Here is a 21,383-nt window from a genome sequence, read left to right on the forward strand (position 1 = left end):
GATCCAAGTGGCAAATCAGAAGCAGGTAAATCTTATGTTGTGTTTGGCAAAGCCAACGGTAGTGCTATTGATCTGAGCACCATTGCTAATGCAAACAACCCTTTAGGGGGCTTTGTGATTAATGGTGAGGCAGTAGGTGATTCTAGTGGCTTCTCAGTCTCCAGCGCAGGCGATGTCAACGGCGATGGCTTGGATGATTTGATTGTGGGTGCTCGGGGTGCCAATTCAAGTACAGGTAAATCTTATGTTGTGTTTGGTAAAGCCAACAGCAATGCCATTAATCTAAGCACTATTGCTGATGCAAGCAACCCTACAGGGGGTTTTGTGATTAATGGCGAGGCGGCGGGTGACCAAAGTGGCTTCTCAGTCTCCAGCGCAGGCGATGTCAACGGCGATGGCTTAGATGATTTGATTGTTGGTGCCTACGATTACGATGCTGAACTGGCTAGATCTTATGTTGTGTTTGGTAAAGCCAACAGCAATGCCATTAATCTAAGCACTATTGCTGATGCAAGCAATCCCACAGGGGGCTTTGTTATCAATGGCGAGTCAGAGCATGGTTATAGTAACATCTCAGTCTCCAGCGCAGGCGATGTCAACGGCGATGGCTTGGATGATTTGATTGTAGGTGCGAGTGCTGCTGCTCCAAGTGGCAAATCATATGCAGGTAAATCTTATGTTGTGTTTGGTAAAGCCAACAGCAGTGCCATTGATCTAAGTGCCATTGCTGATGCAAGCAACCCTACAGGGGGCTTTGTGATTAATGGCGAGACAACGAATGATAATAGTGGCTGCTCAGTCTCCAGCGCAGGCGATGTCAACGGCGATGGCTTGGATGATTTGATTGTGGGTGCCTTTAAAGTCAATTCAAGTGGTAAAGTACATGCAGGTAAATCTTATGTTGTGTTTGGTAAAGCGGACAGTAGTGCTATTAATCTAAGCACCATTGCTGATGCAAGTAACCCTTTAGGGGGCTTTGTAATTAATGGTGATGCAGCGTATGATCGTAGTGGCTACTCAGTCTCCAGCGCAGGCGATGTCAACGGCGATGGCTTGGATGATTTGATTGTGGGTGCTAGGTATGCCGATCCAAGTGGAAAATCAGAAGCAGGTAAATCTTATGTTGTGTTTGGCAAAGCCAACGGTAGTGCTATTGATCTGAGCACCATTGCTAATGCAAACAACCCTTTAGGGGGCTTTGTGATTAATGGTGAGGCGGCGGGTGATCAAAATGGCTACTCAGTCTCCAGCGCAGGCGATGTCAACGGCGATGGCTTGGATGATTTGATTGTTAGTAGCTATCAGGCCGACCCAAATGGCAGACTATCTGCAGGTAAATCTTATGTCATCTTCGGCAAAACCGACACCGATGCCATAGACTTAGCAAATTTGAGCGGTGATTCCAAATACGCTATTGACTACTTAGGCGACAAGAATGCCAACACACTCACAGGCACCTATAACGATGAAATCTTTGTTGCCGGCGCAGGCGACGACACCCTAACAGGCAACGGTGGCATGGATGTGTTTAACGCAGGCTTAGGTAAAGACAGTATTCACATTAATTTCGGTAACATCGTCGCACTAGAACAAACCGGCGCAGGCAACCGTGCCCGTGTGGATGGCGGTGGCGGTATTGATACCCTTGTATTAGAAGGTGCAGACTTAACTCTAGATCTAACCAAGATCAACGACAAACGCATCCAAGACATTGAAGTTATTGATATTACAGGCTCAGGTGAAAACACCCTAAAACTCAATTTAGATGATTTATTACACGCTTCTAGTAGCACTAATATTCTTAAAGTATTGGGTGATAACAGCGATAAAGTAAATGCTGCTGGTTTTAGTGATTCAACAATTGATAAGACTGTTGATGGTATCACTTATGATGTTTACACTCATAGTGACGCCAATACACATGCTGGTGTTGAACTTTGGGTTCAGCAAGAGATTGTAATGCTTTAGGATATAGACATAAGCCAGATAATAGATAATAAGGTTTGACAAAAATGTAACACCCTATTCTTTCGTGTCGCTACTAAAGTGGCTCCATGGCAATCTCTGCGTTAGCAAGGAAAGTCTTCTTCCAATTTTGTAGATTCTGAGGCAAAATATTATGCTTGCTGGCAATCTGCACTATGGTGCTTTCATTTTGTAGTAATTCAAGTACTAATTTAGTCTTGAATGCTGAGGTATATTTTGTTCGTTTTTTACTCATTTTTTTACTCCGATTTTTTTGTTTAGTTTAACTCGTTCGAAATAAGAAAGTTTAAATTGTTGTCTGAAATTGTTGGGGTTTTATATTATGAGTTATGCAAAAGTCTCTATATAATGGTTCATATAACATATATGTTGTGCTTATGCTGTTATGTATCGAAAATTTAAAATTTAATTAAAAAAAGGAGTTGTACTTATGAAAAAATTACTTATCTCGTTCGTTACTTTATTCTCATTCAATGCATTCGCATTCGCACACGAATATAGTGCTTTTGCACTAGATGACTGGTGGTGGCTTTTAATTCTTTAAAAGTCTAATGGTGAAGCCATGAATAACATAGGTTCACTCGTTTTTTTCTAATTAACATAAAATCTAATTAGATAGAAGACAGTAGTTTATTGGTAAAGTAAAATTCTTTCTGTAAATTGAAATCTATTCCATCTCCATTTACTCTATTCTACTTTTAAATATATTCTGCCACTAATCGACTGTTCCGATGCTTCTATGACAATGGCAGACACCAGCCTTAGACAAGATTCCTTATTAGCAAATATATTTGCTATTTTGGTTTGTTGTTTAACCGTTTGATTAAGCCGTTCAATTATATTACTTGTTCTGAGGCGTTTTTTATTAAATTCACATAAGCCCCTGCCAAATACCGTTAAATCTTTTGGGGTATTATTCTCAGCCCACTGACTGAGCTTTGGTATAGACTTTTTATAACGCTCAACAAATAAATCAAGCTGATGCTTGGCGTCATTTTGATTGGTTGCATTAAAGATTGCTTGGATATCGCAGGCAACTTTACTCTTAAGGTCGCGCTTTGTGACATAGCTTTGTGCATTTTTCTGTAAGTGGAACTGACAACATTGCCAAGCAACATTAGGCATAACTGCTTTGCGTGCAACCTTAATGCTATGATGTGCATCATTAACCGTTAATTTTACCCCGTGCAAGCCTCGTTTATGTAAATCTTTAAAGAACTCACGCCAGTGCATTTCAGCTTCACTCAGGCTAACCTGAGCGCCCAATACTTCTCGTTTACCTTACCAATGGCAATCACACACAGCACAGTCTCTAACCATACCATCTGCACGCACTTGCTCATACCTAGCATCAACCAATAAATAATCTCTTTTATTGCGCCAATCCGAAAGGCTTGCGTCTAGCTCTTTTGAAGTGTTTGACGCCATCTGTGCAGAGACTTCAAATCCACATATTTGTTCAACAATATTATTAACCTTACGAGTGCTAACATCATTGATGTACATCTCACTTAGGGCAATACTTAGTGCGCGCTCGGAGCGCAAGCCTTTCTCTAAACAATTGGGATAAAAACCACTGTCTCGTGTTTGTGGCACAGATAAATCTAACTGACCAATACGCGTCTTAATGCGTTTTGGTTTGTAACCATTAGCATAATCCAATTGATCGTTACTACGCTAATAGTGCCCAGCACCTAGGTGTTGTTCTCGCTCTAGTCGCATAGCCTGATTAAACAATATCTCCATGGCTTGTGGTATAGCTTCCATACCGTAAGTTGAGATTAACTCATGCACGCTATTTATGCAAAGATCTCCTTAGGTATTGTTGGCAGTATTATTCAAGCATAGATAGATTTTTAATCATAATTCATTTAGATAAAGGGGGATATCATCCGTTTAATTGGCATTATTGCTACAGACTTGAAAAGTTAATGGTGTTAGGCTATTTTGAAAGTAATTTTTATTTTCTCGATAAAACCAAAGTGTTTAAATGCTGTGTTTTACGAATAACTTTATTTGATACATTCGTTAGGATAGCTAAGTTTGAGGCTTGCCACACAGGTAAATCACGCATATGGTCACCGATATAGTCAAAGCCTTGCTTGCCAAAACGCTCAATTAGCTTATCAGCTTTATTGTGTGAAGAGAGGTTAAAGTGTTTGTTGCTTGCCATTACATCGTCAAATAAACCTGTATGTTTGGCTACTTTGCGTGCGTAAAACCCGTGAGAGGCAGTGGCAAGGATAACTTGCACACCTTCTTTTTTACACTTATTAATATAGTCAATGGTAGTTTGGTTATAGGGCAGGGTGCTGATGTCGATATCGCAATGCTTGATGAGTTGTTCTTTGAGGTAACCTTTGCCTTGTAGTAGCCAAAATGGATATAGCGCTATTAGCCAAGGGCTTTTTTTTAGCGTTGCAATAGAAGATTCAAATAGTAAATCGGTATCAATCAGCGTATGGTCTAGATCGACAATTAAAGGGATATTTTTATTCATTGTTGATTATTCCAGTTCACTCCATTTTTCATAATAGCGCTCTAAGTCGGCTTCCAAGCGAGAGAGGCGGATAAGTGCATCTTGCGATTCGTCTTGCTGGAAAAACTCAGGGTCAGAGAGTTTTAGTTGTATTTCTCCGATTTCAATCTCTGCTTTTTCGATTTTCTCAGGTAGTGTGGTGAGTTCTTGTTGTTGCTTATAAGTGAGTTTTTTCTTTGACGCATCATCGGCTTGCTTGGTTTGTTTGGTTTTGGTCTTTCCTTTTTTATTTAGAGTGTCTTGTTTTTGCAATAAATAATCATCATAACCACCTGCATATTGTTCAATAATACCATCACCATCCATGACAACCGTAGAGCCAACGACATTGTTAAGAAAAGTTCTGTCATGTGAGATTAAAATCAGTGTACCTGTGTAGTCCACTAACATCTCTTCTAAGAGTTCTAAAGTTTCTACATCAAGGTCATTGGTGGGTTCGTCAAGCACTAATAAGTTAGCAGGTTGCGAGAGAATTTTAGCGAGCATTAGGCGATTTTTTTCACCACCAGAAAACATTCTAATGGGTGCCATCGCTTGCTTACCAGTGAATAAGAATTGGCGCAGATAACCAATAATATGCTTGCTTTTGCCGCCAATATCAATCCGTTCTCGACCACCTGAGACAAAATCCATGGCTTTCATATTTGGCTCAAGATTTTCACGCATTTGGTCAAAGTAGGCTAATTTAATGGTTTTAGAGCGACGAATCGTGCCACTGTCAGGTTGTAATTCGTCAAGTAGCAACTTAATAAAAGTAGATTTACCTGTGCCGTTACCACCAATAATACCGATTTTCTCACCTTTTAAAATCAGCATAGAAAATTCTTTGATCAGCTCTAAATCGTTGATTTTATAAGATATTTTTTTGACTTCAAACACCAGTTTTGAGGCGCGTTTTTCGTCTTCTGCTACTGAGTGTATTTTGACTTTTCCTTGCTTTTGACGACGATTAACAAAGGAGGCTCGCATCTCTTGTAAGGAGCGTACTCTGCCTTCATTACGCGTTCTTCTTGCCTTAATACCTTGACGAATCCAGACTTCTTCTTGTGCGAGTTTTTTGTCAAATCTTTGGTTGGCTAATTCCTCTGAGTTGAGTAGATTGTCTTTGCGTTTGACATAATCCTGATAGCCACATTCAAATATATTTAAATTGCCACGGTCAAGGTCAAATACTTTATTGACAATACCAGCGACAAAAGATCGGTCGTGACTAATGAGCACTAAAGTGCCATGAAAATCTCTGAGCATTTTCTCCAAATCAAGAATAGCGGTGATATCCATATGGTTGGTTGGCTCATCTAGTAGTAAGATATTGGGCTCTTGTATTAAGGCCTTTGCCAACATTACGCGCCTGCGCCAACCGCCTGATAAAGTAGATAAAATTGCCTCTGGACTTAAGGTGAAGCGTTGCAAAATGGTTTCGATTTTGTGTAGGTACTGCCAAGCATCCAATTGGTCAATTTTTTCTTGTAATTTAGTAGCTTGGTCTAATTCCCCATCTGCCATTAAGTGTTGATATTGTATGAGTGTCATCCCAATATCACCCAAACCCTCAGCAACAATATCAAATAAATTCTTGTCATTGTTCTCGGGCGGTGTTTGCTCTAGATAGCTGATTTTAATGCCGTTTTTAACTTTTAGTTTTCCATCATCTGGCTCAATCTCACCTGCTAAAACACGCATAAAGGTTGATTTCCCCTCACCATTGCGACCAATTAGTGCAATTTTTTCACCTTTTAAAATAGTCGCACTAACCTCATTTAAGATAGGTTTTTCAGAAAAACTAAGAGAAAGATTGTCAAGTGTAATCAGTGGCATAGGTTAAAATTATTCAATTTATTATGTGTTATTTTATTGTGCGTTATTTTATTCAATTTTTACTACTGTTAACACTTATTAATCCTATTTATGCTGATGAGAGTATTGATGTCACCAGTTTTACCACGCCAAAACAAGAACGGCGCTACCACAATTTAATTAATGAGATTCGTTGCCCTGTATGTCAAGGGCAAAGTATCGGTGGTTCAAATGCAGGATTAGCCAAAGATTTAAGAGAAAAGGTTAGGGGGTTAATTTTAAAGCAAAAAACCGATGATGATATTCGTAGATTTATGACCGATAGATACGGCGATTTTGTCGTGTTTAAACCACCTATGAATAAGGACACTTATTTGTTATGGTTTGCGCCGTTTATCTTTTTACTGTTTGCTGTATTCTTTCTTGCTCGCACTTTTAACACTAAAAAAGAACCTGTTAAAATGGATACGACTAAGGCTAAGAATTTACTTAAATGAAAGAGCTAATCGTTAGAACTAACGGTCGTGGTGCGATTGAAATCACTCAGCAAGTCAATGAAATAGTTGCTGAGCAAAGTGACGCACAGTTGTGTCATATATTTGTCACACATACCTCGGCATCACTCATAATTACTGGCAATGAAGATGCGAACTTGCTCTTAGATGTTGAAGGTTATTTTCAAGACACTATCGCAGATGCCAACCCAAACTATCGTCATAACAATGAAGGCGATTTTGATATGTCAGGGCATATTCGCAGCATTCTCACAGGCGAGTCAAAAACCATCCCTGTGGTTGATAACAAATTAGCACTGGGTAAATATCAAGGCTTGTTTTTGTATGAGCATCGTGGTGATGAAAATAACAGAAAACTACTCATAACACTCTTATGAGTAGTGAAACTGAGCTCAGTGATTTAATGGTAGCAGCCTATACACACCAAAAAAATGACGAGATATCTTTGGCAATTCAAGCATGGAATGCATTGATTAACCACCCGTCCACGGATAAATATTTGAGAGCCAATGCACATCTAAGTTTGGGGCGTTTACACCAATTACAAGGTAATGATGATTTGGCGATTGAGAGTATTTCAAATGCCATCAAGGCTAATCCGAATAGTAGCGAGGCGCATTTTTGTTTGGCGCATATGGCACAAAAGAAAGAAGACTTTGAGCTAGCAATTACACACTTTGAAAGTGTCTTAGCGCTAAACAGCAAAGATTGTGGTGCATTTAATAATTTGGGTAATTGTTACGATAGATTGGAAAAAACCACTGAAGCGATTGAGGCATATTCTAAAGCCATTGAGCTAGATAAAGGTTATATCGCTGCTGTTTACAATCGTGGTAATGCGTTTTTGAAGTTAGGAAAAGAGGATTTAGCATATAAAGATTTGTCAAAAGCCATTGAATTAGACACAAATTTTTATCAAGCCTATTATAATCGTGGCACTTTGCTTAAGCGACTGGGAAAATCAGACCAAGCACAGCAAGATTTAGATAGGGCAAAAATATTAGCACAGCAAGATTTAGAAAGCCAAGAGGCGCTATGCAAAACACATTAAGAAAGTATGAATATTCGAGAAAATAACACATTAATTACCTATTTGTCCTCATTCAACGACATTATTTATACGCCTGAAAAATGCCAAAAACTCTTAGATAACAATACATTAGACATTGCATTGGTCACAGTTAACAATGATATTGTTCAAGTCAAACAATTTTCAAAAATTTTTGCTCAGTCTAATTACAAGACTATGCAGATGCTTGTTAAAAAAACTCAGATACATCTTAACCAGCAAAAAAAAATCATACTAAATTTTTATATCCATTATTTCAAGTCTAATGCTATCATTGGTGAGAAATCTATTAGCCAGCATCCAGACTTAATTGTTGTTTTAGGTTGTAATCGTCCCAGTCTTGATAAGCGTATATCTTATGCTATTCAAATTGCCAATCAACATCCTAGCACTCCTATTTTATTAAGTGGCGGCGGTTTTAATATTAATATGACAGAGGGTGATTACATACACAGTCAGCTCAAAAAATCTGGCATTAAAAACGAAATTATTTTAGAAACTTTATCTATGGATACTATTGCTAACGCTTTATTTTCAAAAATAATTCTGCGTCAATATAGCAAACTTAGCGCCATTAAAAATATTGAGATTATCACTTCTAAATTTCATTTACCTCGTGCTCTGTACTATTTCAAAACTATTTTTAATAGTTTAGAGTCCAAATCTAGCTTTAATTTTTGTGCTCAAGGTCCTGCTACTGCTACTGATGCTCAGGTAGAATTTTTATCTGAGCACGAACTCTCTACCGAATTAAACGCCATGCAAGCTCTTAGCGTATTTAACAACCCTAAAAAGCACTCAATAGACGATATGCAAAGCTTAATAGAGCTTTTGAAAAACCATAATCTATACCAAGATCGCTATGATATTTTGCGAATACTATTGCCACACTGTTAAAGTTTTTGTTGTCATTTGCTTGTAAAATACCCATCTTGTAATAAAATTATAATAAATTTAAGGGTAAAAAAATGAATGAAGATAATAAGTTAGTGGCAGAAAGAAGGTCAAAATTAGCCACCTTGAGAGAGTCAGGCAATCCATTTGTTAATAATTTTCAGCCGAAGGATTTTGCCAAAGATGTTTCAGCGTCTTATGGGTCTGTTTCTAAAGAAGCGTTAGATGAGAAAGCTATTGAAGTTTCAATGGCAGGGCGCATTATGCTTAAACGCGTGATGGGCAAGGCGAGTTTTGCACACATTCAAGATAGCAGCGCTCAGATTCAATTATTTGTTACCCGTGATGAATTGCCTGAGGGCTTTTACAATGAACAGTTTAAAAAATGGGATATTGGCGATATTGTTGGCGTTAAAGGCACATTATTTAAAACTAAAGTTGGTGAATTATCAGTGCGTGTCAGCGAGATAAAATTACTGACTAAGTCTCTACAACCCTTACCTGAAAAGTTTCATGGTTTGAACGACCAAGAGACTCGTTATCGTCAGCGTTATGTTGATTTAATTATGAATCAAGACTCACGCGATGTTTTTAAGCGTCGTGGTCAAATTGTTAGCTATATCCGACATTTCTTTGATAAAAATGATTTTATGGAAGTGGAAACACCGATGTTGCAAAGCATTCCAGGTGGGGCAACTGCCAAACCGTTTGAGACGCATCACAATGCGCTAGATATGCAAATGTTCTTGCGTATTGCTCCCGAACTCTATCTTAAGCGTTTGATTGTTGGTGGTATGGATAGAGTATTTGAAATCAATCGTAATTTTAGAAATGAAGGCTTGTCCACACGCCATAATCCAGAATTTACGATGATTGAGTTTTATCAGACATATGCCACTTATCACGATTTAATGGATTTAACCGAAAACCTGTTTAAAGGTATTGCCACTGATGTTTGCGGTAGTGCTACCATTCAATATCAAGGCGATGAATTTGATTTTTCTAAAGCCTTTGAGCGCATTAGTGTGTTTGATTCAATTTTGCAGTACAATCCAGAGCTTTGTGCAGAGGATTTAGCTGAAGATAACGCTAGCACCACTGCCAAAAAATTAGGCATTCAAGTTAAAGAAAGTTGGGGCTTAGGTAAAATCCAAATTGAGATTTTTGAAGCCACGGTAGAGGGGAAACTAATACAACCAACTTTCATCACCGAGTATCCAACTGAAGTATCACCCTTAGCGCGTCGCAATGATGACAACCCATTTATTACCGATAGATTTGAATTGTTCATTGGTAGTCGTGAAATTGCCAACGGTTTTTCTGAGTTAAATGACGCTGAAGACCAAGCTGAGCGTTTTAAAAAGCAAGTGCTGGAGAAAGATGCAGGCGATGATGAAGCGATGCACTATGACAGCGATTATATTCGTGCACTGGAGTATGGGATGCCTCCAACCGCAGGTGAGGGTATCGGTATTGACCGTTTAGTGATGTTATTCACCGACTCACCTTCTATTCGAGATGTGTTGCTGTTCCCACACATGAAACCCGAATCTTAAGTATCATCTTTTCACTTTCTAGTATGCTAGGTATTTAAAATTAAAAAACATAAAGAAAACAATGAATCAAGATTCCTACCAATCAATGCTTGTTACAGTGCAAGCCTTTCATGACAAACACGATTTTAAAAACAATGGCGGCGAAGACTTGGCTTATCGAGTGGCGTTAATGGCAGAAGAGTTAGGTGAGATATCGGCTTGCGTCACCAAGGGAAAATCTAAACAAGATTTAGCTGAAGAATCGGCAGATTTATTAATTTTATTAATGGGCACAGCGATTAGTGCTGAATTTGATTTGAATGAAGCGTTTTGGCAGAAGATGGAAAAAATCAACAAACGCAAATCAAAGATGGTAAACGGCAAAATCCGAGTATCAGAATTTAAAGGGATTGATAAAAATTAACTTTTAGTTGATAATTGTTTTATTTTAGTTGACAATCAAGTTATGCACCAATCTACTTTAGAAATTCGTAAAAAAATTATTGATGCGCTTCGTAGTGATATTGTTGATTTAAACAACCATATTCAACGGCAATTCAATATTAGTAGACAGGCGGTTAATAAATATTTGAGAGTCTTGGAAGAAGAAGGCTTTCTAACCTCTTTTGGCAAGACTAAAAATAAAAATTATCAGTTGGGTGAAATTCGTCAGCAGTCAAAAATAATAAAATTAGATAAAAAAATTGACGAATTTGATGTTTACAGCCAAGATTTTAAATGGGTGGTAGAAAACGCCCCAAAAAATATTCAAGAAATTGTTGATTGGGGTTTTACCGAGATTTTAAATAATGCTATAGACCACGCTCAAGCCAAAACAGTTTTTATTGTTTTAAGTATAAAAGAGAAAGAATTATTCTTGACTATTTGCGATGATGGTGAAGGTATTTTTAATAGAATCAAAAGAATTAAAGACTTTGATAGTGACCAACGAGTTGTTTTAGAGTTATCTAGAGGTAAGCTGACAACAGATGATGAAAACCACACTGGACTGGATATATTCTTTTCAATAGAGGCTTTTGATTTTTTTGCTATTTATTCAAATAATCATCTTTACAATTTTAACAATAATACTGAAATTAATTTGGAAAAATATGGTTTTGAAAAAGTATTTAAAATGGGCGATGATTTAGGTTTTTCAACAGCTGTTCGTATGTCAATCAAATTGTCAAGCACAACCAAATTAAAAGATGTGTTTGATAAATTTGCTAAAGCACCAGAATTTGAATTTGACACTACTATTGTGTCACTTTATTTGGTTAATGAAAAGCAAAATCTGGTTTCAAGGTCACAAGCTAAGCAGGCGACTAATCGTCTAGAAGAGTTCAAATTTGTAACTTTTGATTTTAAAGGCATTGGAAGTATCGGACAAGGGTTTGCCGATGAGCTGTTTCGAGTTTATCCCAATAAAAATCCACAGATAAGTTTTGACTATGTAAACGCAGATGTTGAAGTTGAAAAAATGATAAAGAGGGTGAAAAAATGAATAATATTTTAACGATTGATGGGCCAAGTGGTGTCGGTAAGGGTACAGTAGCTCGAGTGATGGCACAAAAATTGGGCTGGAGCTTATTAGATTCTGGCGCGATTTATCGTGCTTTTGCTTTGGCAGTTGATGCTAGAGGGATAAATATTGGTGATGAAGATGCTTTAGAAGACATTGCACAAACACTTGATTTAACATTTAAGACCGAAGAGGATAGTGAATTGGTTAGTGTCTTTTTGGATGGCAAAGATGTGTCTAAAATCCTGCGCACTGAACAAACGGGTGAGATGGCATCTAAAATTGCTTCTATCGGTGTGGTGCGTTCAGCATTATTAAAGCGTCAACAAGACTTCGCACAAAACACACCAGGGCTAGTTGCAGACGGGCGTGATATGGGTACAGTGGTATTTTTTGAGGCGCCGTTCAAAGTATTTTTAACGGCAAGTAGCAAAGAACGCGCACAAAGACGCTTAAAACAATTGCAAGCACAAGGCACTACGGGTATAATTTCGCAAATCTTGGCAGATGTGGTGGCAAGAGATGAGCGAGATTCTTCTCGCAAAAACTCGCCACTGAAGCCTGCCAATGACGCTTTTATTATTGATACCACTGAGTTGTCAATTGATGAAGTGATTGCTCAGGTGAGCAAATTAGTAAAACAATAGGTTAAAATCTGAGCGGTCAGATTTTATAAATAAACCAACCCGACAAATACCAACTTTATACCGTTGTTGGATTATTTAGCGGTCAATATCAAAAAAAAAACAATATGTCAGAATCATTTGCAGAGCTATTTGAAAATAGCGTAGAACAACAAAATACCAAAATAGGTGCCTTATTAATGGGTACTGTCGTTAGCATCAATCGCGAAAAAGCGGTTATCAGTGTTGGACTAAAATCAGAAGCCTTTATATCTCTAGACCAATTTAAAGATGCCAAAGGTGAATTAGAAATTCAAGAAGGCGATGTCGTAGAAGTTGCTTTGGAGTCTATTGATGATGGCTTAGGTCATACTCTATTATCTCGTGAAAAAGCCAAGCGTATTAAATTGTGGCAGTCACTTGAAACTGCAATGAATGCTAAAGAAGTAGTAACTGGTGTTGTTACTGGCTCTGTTAAAGGTGGTTTGACAGTTGATATTGGTGTTGTTAAAGCGTTCCTACCAGGTTCATTGGTGGATACTCATCCAGTTAAAGATTTTGCGTATTTAATTGGTCAAGAAGTTGAAGCGATTGTTATTAAGATGGATGAAGTTAGAAACAATATTGTTATTTCTAGAAAAGCAGTTATGCAAGAAGCGAATTCTGCAGACAGAGAAGCTTTACTTGAGACACTTGAAGAAGGTGTGGAAATTGAAGGTGTGGTTAAGAACCTTGCAGATTACGGTGCATTTGTTGATCTTGGTGGTATTGATGGTTTATTACATATTACTGATATCTCATGGCAGCGTGTTAATCACCCGTCTGAGAAGTTGAACATTGGTGACAAAATTAAAGTTAAGGTGCTTAATTGCGATAAAGAGAAGATGCGTGTATCGCTAGGCCTTAAGCAATTAACAGCAAGCCCTTGGGATAACATTTCTGATCGTCTGCCATTAGGTAAGAAGGTTTCAGGCACGGTTTCTAACCTGACAGATTATGGTGCATTTGTGCGTATTGAAGAGGGGGTTGAAGGTTTGGTGCATGTTTCAGAAATGGATTGGACAAATGCCAATGCCCGCCCATCTAAGTTTGTTAAATTAGGTCAAGAAGTTGATGTGGTTGTGTTGGATGTTCAAGAGTCTAAGCACCGTATTTCATTATCAATGAAGCAAGCACAAGAAAATCCTTGGGAAGCATTTGAAGCAACACACAATAAGGGCGATAAGATTGGTGTTAATGTTAAGTCAATTACAGACTTTGGTTTATTTGTTGGACTTCCAGGCGGTATTGATGGTTTAATCCACTTAGCAGATATTTCTTGGGAAAAGTTACCTGCAGATGAATTGGTTTCTAATTATTCTAAAGGACAAGAATTTGATGTTATTATTCTAAATATTGATGCTGAGAAAGAGCGCATCTCCTTAGGTATTAAACAATTAGATGAAGATGACTTTATGTCTTACGCTTCGTTACACAAGAAAGGCGCTATCGTTAAAGGTGTGGTTGCTGAAGTGGACTCAAGAGGTGCAGTTATTACATTGGCAGAAGGCATCACTGGTTATTTGAAAGCGGGTGAAATCTCAACAGAGCGTGTTGATGATGTAAGTACTATTTTTAAAGTTGCTGATGAAATTGAAGTAGCAATTGTTAATATTGACAGAAAATCTCGTAATATTACTGTTAGTATCAAAGCGAAAGATTCTGCTGAAGAAAAAGCAGCAATGGAAGACTACAATAAGCAGTCGTCTGATGCGGTAGAAGGCGCAACTTTAGGTGATTTATTAAAGAAAGCTAAAGATTAAAGTTATTTTTGATTTGAATATATGAAAAAAACTGACCTTATTTTTAAATTATCAGAGGACTCTGTGCTCTCTAAAATAGAAGTAAAAATGTGTGTAGATGCTATTTTAACGGCATTAACAAAAGGTATTGCTTCTGGTGAGGGTGTAGAAATCAGAGGTTTTGGTAGTTTTTATAGAAAACATAAAAAAGCACGCTTAGGCATCAATCCAAGAACCAACGAAAGAACGCAGGTTGGTGAGAAGTTTATGCCGTTTTTTAAGTCAGGAAAATCACTTAGAGAAGTTGTCAATAAGAGTTAATTTGATAGTGTATTAATGTATAATTTCACTTTTTTATGGGGCGTTAGCTCAGTTGGTAGAGCATCGGACTTTTAATCCGCTGGTCGAGCGTTCAAATCGCTCACGCCCCACCATATTAAGTTAGATAAGTTAGATAAGTAACAATAAACATCACTCTGAAAACAATGAGGATTGTTTATGAAAGTTATATCGATAGTATCAACTAAAGGCGGTGTCGGAAAAACGACACTTACAGCCAATCTAAGCGGATGTTTATCCGCTATAGATAAGAAAGTTCTAATGATAGACGCTGACCCTCAGCCCAGTCTATCTTCCTATTACAAAATTTTAGAACAAGCCCAAGGTGGCTTGACTGAAATTTTGACCGATCCTCAAAATGTAAATAGCTGTATTAGTAAAACACAATATGGCGATTTAATTTATTCAAACGACCACAGTAATCAATTACAGCCATGGCTTGCCAGCAAAGGGGATGGTCGTTTCAGGTTAAAAATTGCAATTAATAAACTTGTTGAAGAATACGATTACATTCTAATAGACACTCAAGGTGCTAAAGGTAATTTACAAGATGCTGCCGTCTTGGCGGCAGATATTTTAATTTCACCAATGCCACCTGAAATGGCAGTAATTAAAGAACTTGAGCGTGGCACGCTATCAATGCTCTCAGACCTTCAAAGTTATAAGAATATGGGTATTAATGTCCCCAGTCTATTTGGTGTTATTTAGTCGCCCCTTAAAAACCCACTCCAACCAAAACAAACCAAACCCCCCATTTTTCCAACCATCTAAATCAACAAAACTGCTTTTTATCCAGCACCACAAAAAACCTTAGGTATTTTACAAAAAATAAGCCCAGTTTTTGCCAAAACAAAAAAATAGTGGCTATCACCAGCCATTTTCTCAAATTCCAAGCACAGGCAGCCATTAAAACATTAATCTCATCACCAACTTGCCCTTTGAGTAGGTTTCTAGAGAGTCTAAAATCTGATTTAAGATGTCCGATAATCGGCTCAATCGCTGCGCGTCTTTTACACAGTTTGCGCTTTTTGTCTTGTTGATAACGATTGTCTCGCTTAAGGGCTTTTTTAGGCAAAATGATGTTTGCACCGAGCACTACCTTTGCACCAACATAGCCTCGGTCGCATACCGCTTGTTTGATGGGTTTGTTTCTGTTGCTATTAGCATGGCTTATGGCAACATTTAAGGTTTTTGAGTCGTGAATATTTTTATCATGACTGGCNTGACATCTAATTGAGAAAAGAGCTCTGAATGAAAAAGATTTGATTGGGTGGATATTGGGCTGGATTTAGTTAACATTTTTTTAAGCAAAACGACCAAGAAATAAGAGGTATTTTAGCAAAAGTTGGTTGATTTGTCTATGGTTATTGTTGGTTTTATTGTTATAAATCAATTTGTTGTGTGGTTTTTAAGGGTTGACTAAGTAGCATTCATGCTCAAAGAAGTTCATATGGCGGTATGTCTTCATCTTAGTGTCGTAGGCACTATAAGCCTTTGTATGTTTGTCACTATTGGTCCATTTACTACCTTTTTTGAAGTCAATGTGAATGTTAAGTTGTTTGTTGTTAAATTCAACATTTTTGATAAACCATGGGGAGTTGATTCCGAGCGCTTGGGTGAATATATTTTGCATTTTAGATGTCTTTTTGAGTATGAAATTATGGGTATATTTTAATAGGGTTACCCACTCAGTTTTCAAAAGAACCATATTTTTGCATGTTTCACTCCTTTTTCTTGTCGGATTAAAGAGTGGTTAATATACCCTTTGGCCGACTAATTGAGTGTTGCACTTATGGGTTGAATTCGCCTTCGTCATTTGTTGCAAATCAAATAATTATAAGTTATACTACACAAATCACAAATCTTATGTTTCACACACAACATTAATAAATGACCCAAACACAACAAAAATCTTTAATTTCCATTGTTTTTATTTTGTTAATAGCAGGTCTTATTGTTTCTTTAAATGTAGACAATCAAGATACCCAATCTAGTGTTTCAGTTATCACCCCATCTAATACAAATACCTCAGTTGATAACCACGCACAAGTAACACCCAGTAACAACACTAACAACACTAACACCAATACACAAGCCAATACCAACCAAACCCAAGACCCATTTAACCCAAGCAACAATTCAAATAACAAGTCAAACCAAGTAAGTAACGAGGCTACTAATAATGACCCGCGCCTACCACCAGGCTTCCCTAAGCCACTGCCACCCTTAGATAAAGAGGAAATCAAACAAACGGATGCACTCATTACTGAGGCAGACGGCATTATTGCTAAGATGGACAGTCTTATTGCTGGGCTAAATCTGCCAGTGGTGCCATTGAGCGAACAACAGCAAAAAGAACTAGACAAACGACGAGCTACCCAGCAACAAAAGATTAAAGACATTAAAGCGCAACTAGAAGCTTTAAAACAAAACCCGTAATAACAATACACATGACAAAGGATAAAGAATGATAAGACTTAAAACGCTGAACAAACTATTTACAATAAACACACTAGCATTGTTGAAACGCATCAAAACACTACTTGCCACCAGCCTTACAACGCTGTTCTTGGGCTTATCAAGTCTATTCCCTTATCAAGCTTTTAGTGCTGAACCATTGCCTGTTATTGACACTTCAGCTCTAGTGGGTTCTACAGCAGGTGCACTTAGTGTAGAACAAGGCGCTGCTAATTATAGCATTCCAATTACTATGCCACCGGGTATCAGTGGCATGAAGCCAGAGCTCTCAATTAATTATAACTCTAATTCAGGCAATGGCTTGCTTGGCATAGGGTTTGGCCTAAGTGGTTTATCTGTCATCCATCGTTGTAGTAAAACCATTGCTACTGATGGCATGAAAGGCGGGGTTGGTTATAATGATAATGACAGATATTGCCTAGATGGCCAGCGCCTAATTGCCATTAGTGGACAAGATGGTAAATCAGGTTCAGAATATCGCACTGAGATTGAGAGCTTTAGTAGAGTTAAATTCACGGGCAATCATTGGACGGTTGAAACCAAAAGTGGACAAACCTTTGAGTATGGTAATACGGATGATTCTAAGATTGAAGCACAAGGTAAGAGTCTCGTTAGGCTTTGGACAGTAAATAAAATCACGGATGCTTCAGATAACGCCATTAATTATGTTTATAGTGAAGATAATGCAAATGGCGAATATGCACTTAGTCGCATTAATTATAGCAACAATTCAGTGAGATTTAACTACGAAGATAGAAAAGACAAGTCTGTAGCTTACCAAGCAGGCGCCAAGTATTCGCAAACTAAACGCTTAAAAGCAATAACAACTTATTCAAAAAACAGCCTTACAAGAAGTTATAACTTAGAATATCAATATAGCAATACTCCCCCTAAAAGAACTCAGTTAGCTTCATTGCAAGAATATGTAGGTGGTAAATATTTGCCAAAAATGAAATTTAGCTGGAAAAGATTCGGTTATGTAGAACCTACTAGGTGGCATAGATATAATACTTGGAAGTCACCAGCGGTAATTTCTTCTAAGATGCGTATTATTGATGTAACAGGTGATGGCTTGCCTGATCTTTTACAGTGTGCGTCATCATCAGTTGCTGATTGTAAATCATGGGTTAATACAGGGGCAGGCTGGAAGCGCGATGATGCCTACAAGCCTAAAACGATTTTTAACGGTAAGGGTGTTCGTATTGTAGATGTGAATGGCAATGGTTTGGTTGATTATTTACAATGTGACACAGCAGGAGCTTGCAAAGCCTGGACAAATACTGGTTCAGGTTGGCAGCTCAATGATAACTGGAAACCACCAGCGGTAATTTCTTATATGAGTGATTCTAAGAGTGTTGACAACGGTGTGCGTATTGTTGATGTAACAGGCGATGGCTTGCCTGATTTCTTAAAATGTAGCACAGCAGGACAGTGTAAAGCTTGGATAAACACTGGCTCAGGCTGGCAACGCAATGATAACTGGAAACCACCAGCGGTAATTTCTTATATGAGTGGCACTAATAATATTGACAACGGTGTGCGTATTGTTGATGTAACAGGCGATGGCTTGCCTGATTTTTTACAGTGCGAGTTATCATCAGGATCAGTTACTGATTGTAAATCATGGATTAATACAGGGACAGGTTGGAAGCGTAATGATGCCTACAAGCCCCAAACAGCTATTACCGGTAATTATTCGGGAGTTGCGAGGGATTATGGTGTTCGTATTGTAGATGTGAATGGCGATGGTTTGGTTGATTATTTACAATGCGACACAGCAGGAGCTTGTAAAGCTTGGATAAACACAGGCTCAGGTTGGCAACGCAATGATAACTGGAAGCCACCAGTGGTAATTTCTCATTGGAATGGCTCTAAGAATATTGACAAAGGTGTGCGTATTGTCGATATAACAGGCGAAGGCCTGCCTGATTTCTTAAAATGTGACACAACAGGAGCTTGCAAAGCTTGGATAAACACAGGCTCAGGTTGGCAACGCAATGATAACTGGAAACCACCAATAGCAATTTCTCATTGGAATGACTCTGGTAATTTTGATACAGGTGTGCGTATTGTCGATGTATCAGGTGATGGCTTACCTGATTTCTTAAAATGTGATACAACAGGAGATTGCAAATCTTGGACAAATATGACTAGCAAACCACTACTCACAAGCATTATTACAGGTACAGGCACCACTACATGGCTTGACTATAAACCACTTACTGACCCATCCGTTTATACTAAAGGTACAAATGGTGCGTATCCAAACATTGATATTCAAAATGCCAGACTAGTGGTTTCATCTGTTGAAACAAGAACCAATCTCTTCAATTGGAAAGATGCTACTTATTACAAATATGGTGATGCTAAAGTCAACCTTAAAGGCAGAGGTAATTTAGGCTTTGGCTGGATTGAAGCCAGAGATGATTATTTAGATGATGTTGAACTGACTCACGCTCTAAAATTGACTCGCACTCAATATAGGCAAGATTACCCTTATACTGGGCAAGTTTCCTTAATAGAAGAATACCTTGATAATGGTGACGGTACAAAACAATTACTCAATAGACAAATCAATCAATATAAGCAAAACATTAGTCATAGTGGCAAAGTCCACTCAGTTTACCTACATACAAACCGAAACGATGTTTATGGTTTTACTTCTGGTGATCTAATCAAATCCACCGCTATAATGAATTCAAATATTGATGAGTATGGCAATATTGGTCATCTTTCTGTTGCTCATTATAAGCCTACTGGTGCTGGCACTGGCACTACAAGCAATAATCTTACATCAACTACAACAGCTATGTATCCTACGACTAATCCCATGAGTATTAATTTCACAACAGAGACAATAAATACTTATGATAATGATAGCGCTAAATGGCATTTAGGTAGATTGAAAACTGCCAAAGTGACCCATGGTGCAATAAACACCCCAAGCATTACCCGCACCTCAAACTTTACCTATAACAGCGATGGACTCCTACAAAGTGAAACCATAGAGCCAAATACTAATAAATCTCTTACCACTACTTATAAATATGACAGTTTTGGCAACAAAACCAAAAGTACAATAACAGGCAGCGGTATTGTGAGCAGAAGCACAACCGTTGAGTATTCTACTGATGGCAAGTTTCCAGTCAAAACCACCAATGCTCTAGGACACTCTGAAACCAAAACCTTCGATACCAAAACAGGCAATGTTTTAACCTTGACAGGTCCAAATGGTCTCACGACCATTTGGGAGTATGATGCACTCGGTAGACAAGCCAAAGAAACTAGAGCCGACGGTACAACGACCACCACCAATTATGAATGGTGGACAGTCCTTGAGAATCGCTATAGACATGCTATTATTTACAAGATGACCACAACAACAAGTGGCGCCTCTCCTGAAATCACCTACTTTAATGCCCTTAACCAAAAAGTTAAAGAACAACACACAGGGTTTGACGGACGCAAGATCATCTCTGATACTTATTACGATGATCTGGGTAGAATTAAGCAAGCATCCTTGCCATACTTTGAAAACGAACAAAAGTATTTTGTTACTATGAAGTATGATGCCATTGGCCGACTTATCAGCACCACTAAGCCCGCTGACAATGGCAAAACTGCCACCAGTGCTACTAGCTATAATGGATTAAGCACCACTACAACCAACGCCCTAGGATATCAAAAAACCATCACTAAAAATATCATTGGTAAAGTCATTCGTATAGATGAACCCAAAAATGCATGGCTTACGCATCATTACAACAGTGTTGGCAACCTAATCAAAACCGTTGTAGGTGGTGTTACCACCACTATGGAATACGACATTAGTGGCAACAAGACCAAGATGAACGACCCAGATATGGGTACTTGGACTTACAGCTATAACGCCCTAGGCAAACTCATCAGCCAAACCGATGCCAAAGGACAAACCAGCACCATGACCTACGACAAACTCGGCAGAATGACCCAAAGAACAGAAGCGGAAGGCAGTAGCACCTGGACTTACGACACCAAATCAAATGGCACTGGTAAACTCTCTATTGTCAAGGGTCCAAATGGTTATAAAAAAGAGTTAAGTTATGATGCACTTGGCAGGGTCAAATCAACCACCCTAACCGTCAATGGAGAGACACTCACCACCACAAACACCTATGACCGTTATTCACGCCTTAGCGTCCAAACTCGTCCGCAAAACTTCAAGGTAGAGAATGTCTACAATCAATATGGCTACCTCATGGCTAAGCGCGCACCTAAAGCCCAAATTACCGATTATGATTGGGAGTATTTAAGCAAGTTGTTAGA

Annotated in this window: 18 protein-coding genes, 1 tRNA gene and 2 pseudogenes; 15 read left to right on the forward strand and 6 right to left on the reverse strand. The window is 38.3% G+C overall.

Going from position 1 to position 21,383, the window contains the following annotated elements:
• Positions 1 to 1,968 (forward strand): annotated as a pseudogene (locus BHECKSOX2_RS06040) (hypothetical protein); the annotation flags it as partial.
• 73 nt (positions 1,969 to 2,041) lie between these two features.
• Here BHECKSOX2_RS06040 and BHECKSOX2_RS06045 read toward each other — a convergent pair.
• The 4 genes and pseudogenes from BHECKSOX2_RS06045 to BHECKSOX2_RS06065 all read right to left on the reverse strand — a co-directional run bounded on the left by BHECKSOX2_RS06045 (position 2,042) and on the right by BHECKSOX2_RS06065 (position 6,343).
• Positions 2,042 to 2,221 (reverse strand): transposase, encoded by a 180-nt coding sequence (locus BHECKSOX2_RS06045; RefSeq protein WP_139682883.1) that lies wholly within the window; start codon positions 2,219 to 2,221, stop codon positions 2,042 to 2,044.
• A 452-nt stretch (positions 2,222 to 2,673) separates the two neighbouring features.
• A pseudogene (locus BHECKSOX2_RS10265) lies at positions 2,674 to 3,648 on the reverse strand (IS256 family transposase).
• A 298-nt stretch (positions 3,649 to 3,946) separates the two neighbouring features.
• Entirely contained in the window at positions 3,947 to 4,486 is a 540-nt protein-coding gene (locus BHECKSOX2_RS06060) for a haloacid dehalogenase-like hydrolase (RefSeq protein WP_090717757.1), read from the reverse strand.
• A 6-nt stretch (positions 4,487 to 4,492) separates the two neighbouring features.
• A complete protein-coding gene (locus BHECKSOX2_RS06065) occupies positions 4,493 to 6,343 on the reverse strand; it encodes an ATP-binding cassette domain-containing protein (protein WP_139682886.1) in 1,851 nt (616 codons plus the stop codon).
• A 23-nt stretch (positions 6,344 to 6,366) separates the two neighbouring features.
• Between BHECKSOX2_RS06065 and BHECKSOX2_RS06070 the strand changes: the two genes are divergently transcribed.
• The 12 genes from BHECKSOX2_RS06070 (at position 6,367) to BHECKSOX2_RS06125 (ending at position 15,308) form a co-directional block, all read left to right on the forward strand.
• Positions 6,367 to 6,819 (forward strand): cytochrome c-type biogenesis protein, encoded by a 453-nt coding sequence (locus BHECKSOX2_RS06070; RefSeq protein ID WP_245391338.1) that lies wholly within the window; start codon positions 6,367 to 6,369, stop codon positions 6,817 to 6,819.
• A complete protein-coding gene (locus BHECKSOX2_RS06075) occupies positions 6,816 to 7,214 on the forward strand; it encodes a secondary thiamine-phosphate synthase enzyme YjbQ (protein WP_090715056.1) in 399 nt (132 codons plus the stop codon). Before BHECKSOX2_RS06070 ends, BHECKSOX2_RS06075 begins: the two co-directional genes overlap by 4 nt.
• Complete coding sequence (locus BHECKSOX2_RS06080) at positions 7,211 to 7,888, forward strand: tetratricopeptide repeat protein (protein WP_139682887.1); 678 nt, start codon at positions 7,211 to 7,213, stop codon at positions 7,886 to 7,888. Before BHECKSOX2_RS06075 ends, BHECKSOX2_RS06080 begins: the two co-directional genes overlap by 4 nt.
• Before the next feature lie 6 nt (positions 7,889 to 7,894).
• Positions 7,895 to 8,803 (forward strand): YdcF family protein, encoded by a 909-nt coding sequence (locus tag BHECKSOX2_RS06085; RefSeq protein ID WP_139682888.1) that lies wholly within the window; start codon positions 7,895 to 7,897, stop codon positions 8,801 to 8,803.
• A 71-nt stretch (positions 8,804 to 8,874) separates the two neighbouring features.
• A complete protein-coding gene (gene lysS, locus BHECKSOX2_RS06090) occupies positions 8,875 to 10,356 on the forward strand; it encodes a lysine--tRNA ligase (protein ID WP_139682889.1) in 1,482 nt (493 codons plus the stop codon).
• A 61-nt stretch (positions 10,357 to 10,417) separates the two neighbouring features.
• Entirely contained in the window at positions 10,418 to 10,759 is a 342-nt protein-coding gene (locus BHECKSOX2_RS06095) for a MazG nucleotide pyrophosphohydrolase domain-containing protein (RefSeq protein ID WP_139682890.1), read from the forward strand.
• Positions 10,760 to 10,801: 42 nt separating this feature from the next.
• Entirely contained in the window at positions 10,802 to 11,839 is a 1,038-nt protein-coding gene (locus BHECKSOX2_RS06100; RefSeq protein ID WP_139682891.1) for an STAS-like domain-containing protein, read from the forward strand.
• Positions 11,836 to 12,504, forward strand: a complete 669-nt coding sequence (gene cmk, locus BHECKSOX2_RS06105; RefSeq protein WP_139682892.1) for a (d)CMP kinase — start codon at positions 11,836 to 11,838, stop codon at positions 12,502 to 12,504. Before BHECKSOX2_RS06100 ends, cmk begins: the two co-directional genes overlap by 4 nt.
• 29 nt (positions 12,505 to 12,533) lie before the next feature.
• Positions 12,534 to 14,282, forward strand: coding sequence for a 30S ribosomal protein S1 (gene rpsA, locus BHECKSOX2_RS06110; RefSeq protein ID WP_280953238.1), 1,749 nt, complete (start codon positions 12,534 to 12,536; stop codon positions 14,280 to 14,282).
• A 21-nt stretch (positions 14,283 to 14,303) separates the two neighbouring features.
• Positions 14,304 to 14,582, forward strand: coding sequence for an HU family DNA-binding protein (locus tag BHECKSOX2_RS06115; protein WP_090718376.1), 279 nt, complete (start codon positions 14,304 to 14,306; stop codon positions 14,580 to 14,582).
• Positions 14,583 to 14,619: 37 nt separating this feature from the next.
• Positions 14,620 to 14,695, forward strand: a tRNA-Lys gene (locus BHECKSOX2_RS06120).
• A gap of 64 nt (positions 14,696 to 14,759) precedes the next feature.
• Complete coding sequence (locus BHECKSOX2_RS06125) at positions 14,760 to 15,308, forward strand: ParA family protein (protein WP_139682894.1); 549 nt, start codon at positions 14,760 to 14,762, stop codon at positions 15,306 to 15,308.
• A gap of 64 nt (positions 15,309 to 15,372) precedes the next feature.
• Here BHECKSOX2_RS06125 and BHECKSOX2_RS06130 read toward each other — a convergent pair whose 3' ends face one another.
• Both BHECKSOX2_RS06130 and BHECKSOX2_RS06135 read right to left on the reverse strand, forming a co-directional pair.
• On the reverse strand, positions 15,373 to 15,888 hold the full coding sequence (locus BHECKSOX2_RS06130) for a transposase (protein WP_139682895.1): 516 nt from the start codon (positions 15,886 to 15,888) through the stop codon (positions 15,373 to 15,375).
• 120 nt (positions 15,889 to 16,008) lie between these two features.
• The gene (locus BHECKSOX2_RS06135; protein ID WP_139682896.1) at positions 16,009 to 16,233 is read right to left on the reverse strand and encodes a hypothetical protein; all 225 of its coding nucleotides are present in this window, start codon (positions 16,231 to 16,233) and stop codon (positions 16,009 to 16,011) included.
• A gap of 257 nt (positions 16,234 to 16,490) precedes the next feature.
• Here BHECKSOX2_RS06135 and BHECKSOX2_RS06140 point away from each other — a divergent pair, with 257 nt between their 5' ends.
• Together BHECKSOX2_RS06140 and BHECKSOX2_RS06145 are read left to right on the forward strand one after the other, a co-directional pair.
• On the forward strand, positions 16,491 to 17,039 hold the full coding sequence (locus tag BHECKSOX2_RS06140) for a restriction endonuclease subunit S domain-containing protein (protein ID WP_139682897.1): 549 nt from the start codon (positions 16,491 to 16,493) through the stop codon (positions 17,037 to 17,039).
• A gap of 28 nt (positions 17,040 to 17,067) precedes the next feature.
• Positions 17,068 to 21,383 (forward strand): SpvB/TcaC N-terminal domain-containing protein (locus tag BHECKSOX2_RS06145; RefSeq protein WP_180323683.1); only part of this gene is annotated, 4,316 nt, incomplete at its 3' end.

Source organism: thiotrophic endosymbiont of Bathymodiolus puteoserpentis (Logatchev) (assembly GCF_900127505.1).
Lineage (GTDB): Bacteria > Pseudomonadota > Gammaproteobacteria > PS1 > Pseudothioglobaceae > Thiodubiliella.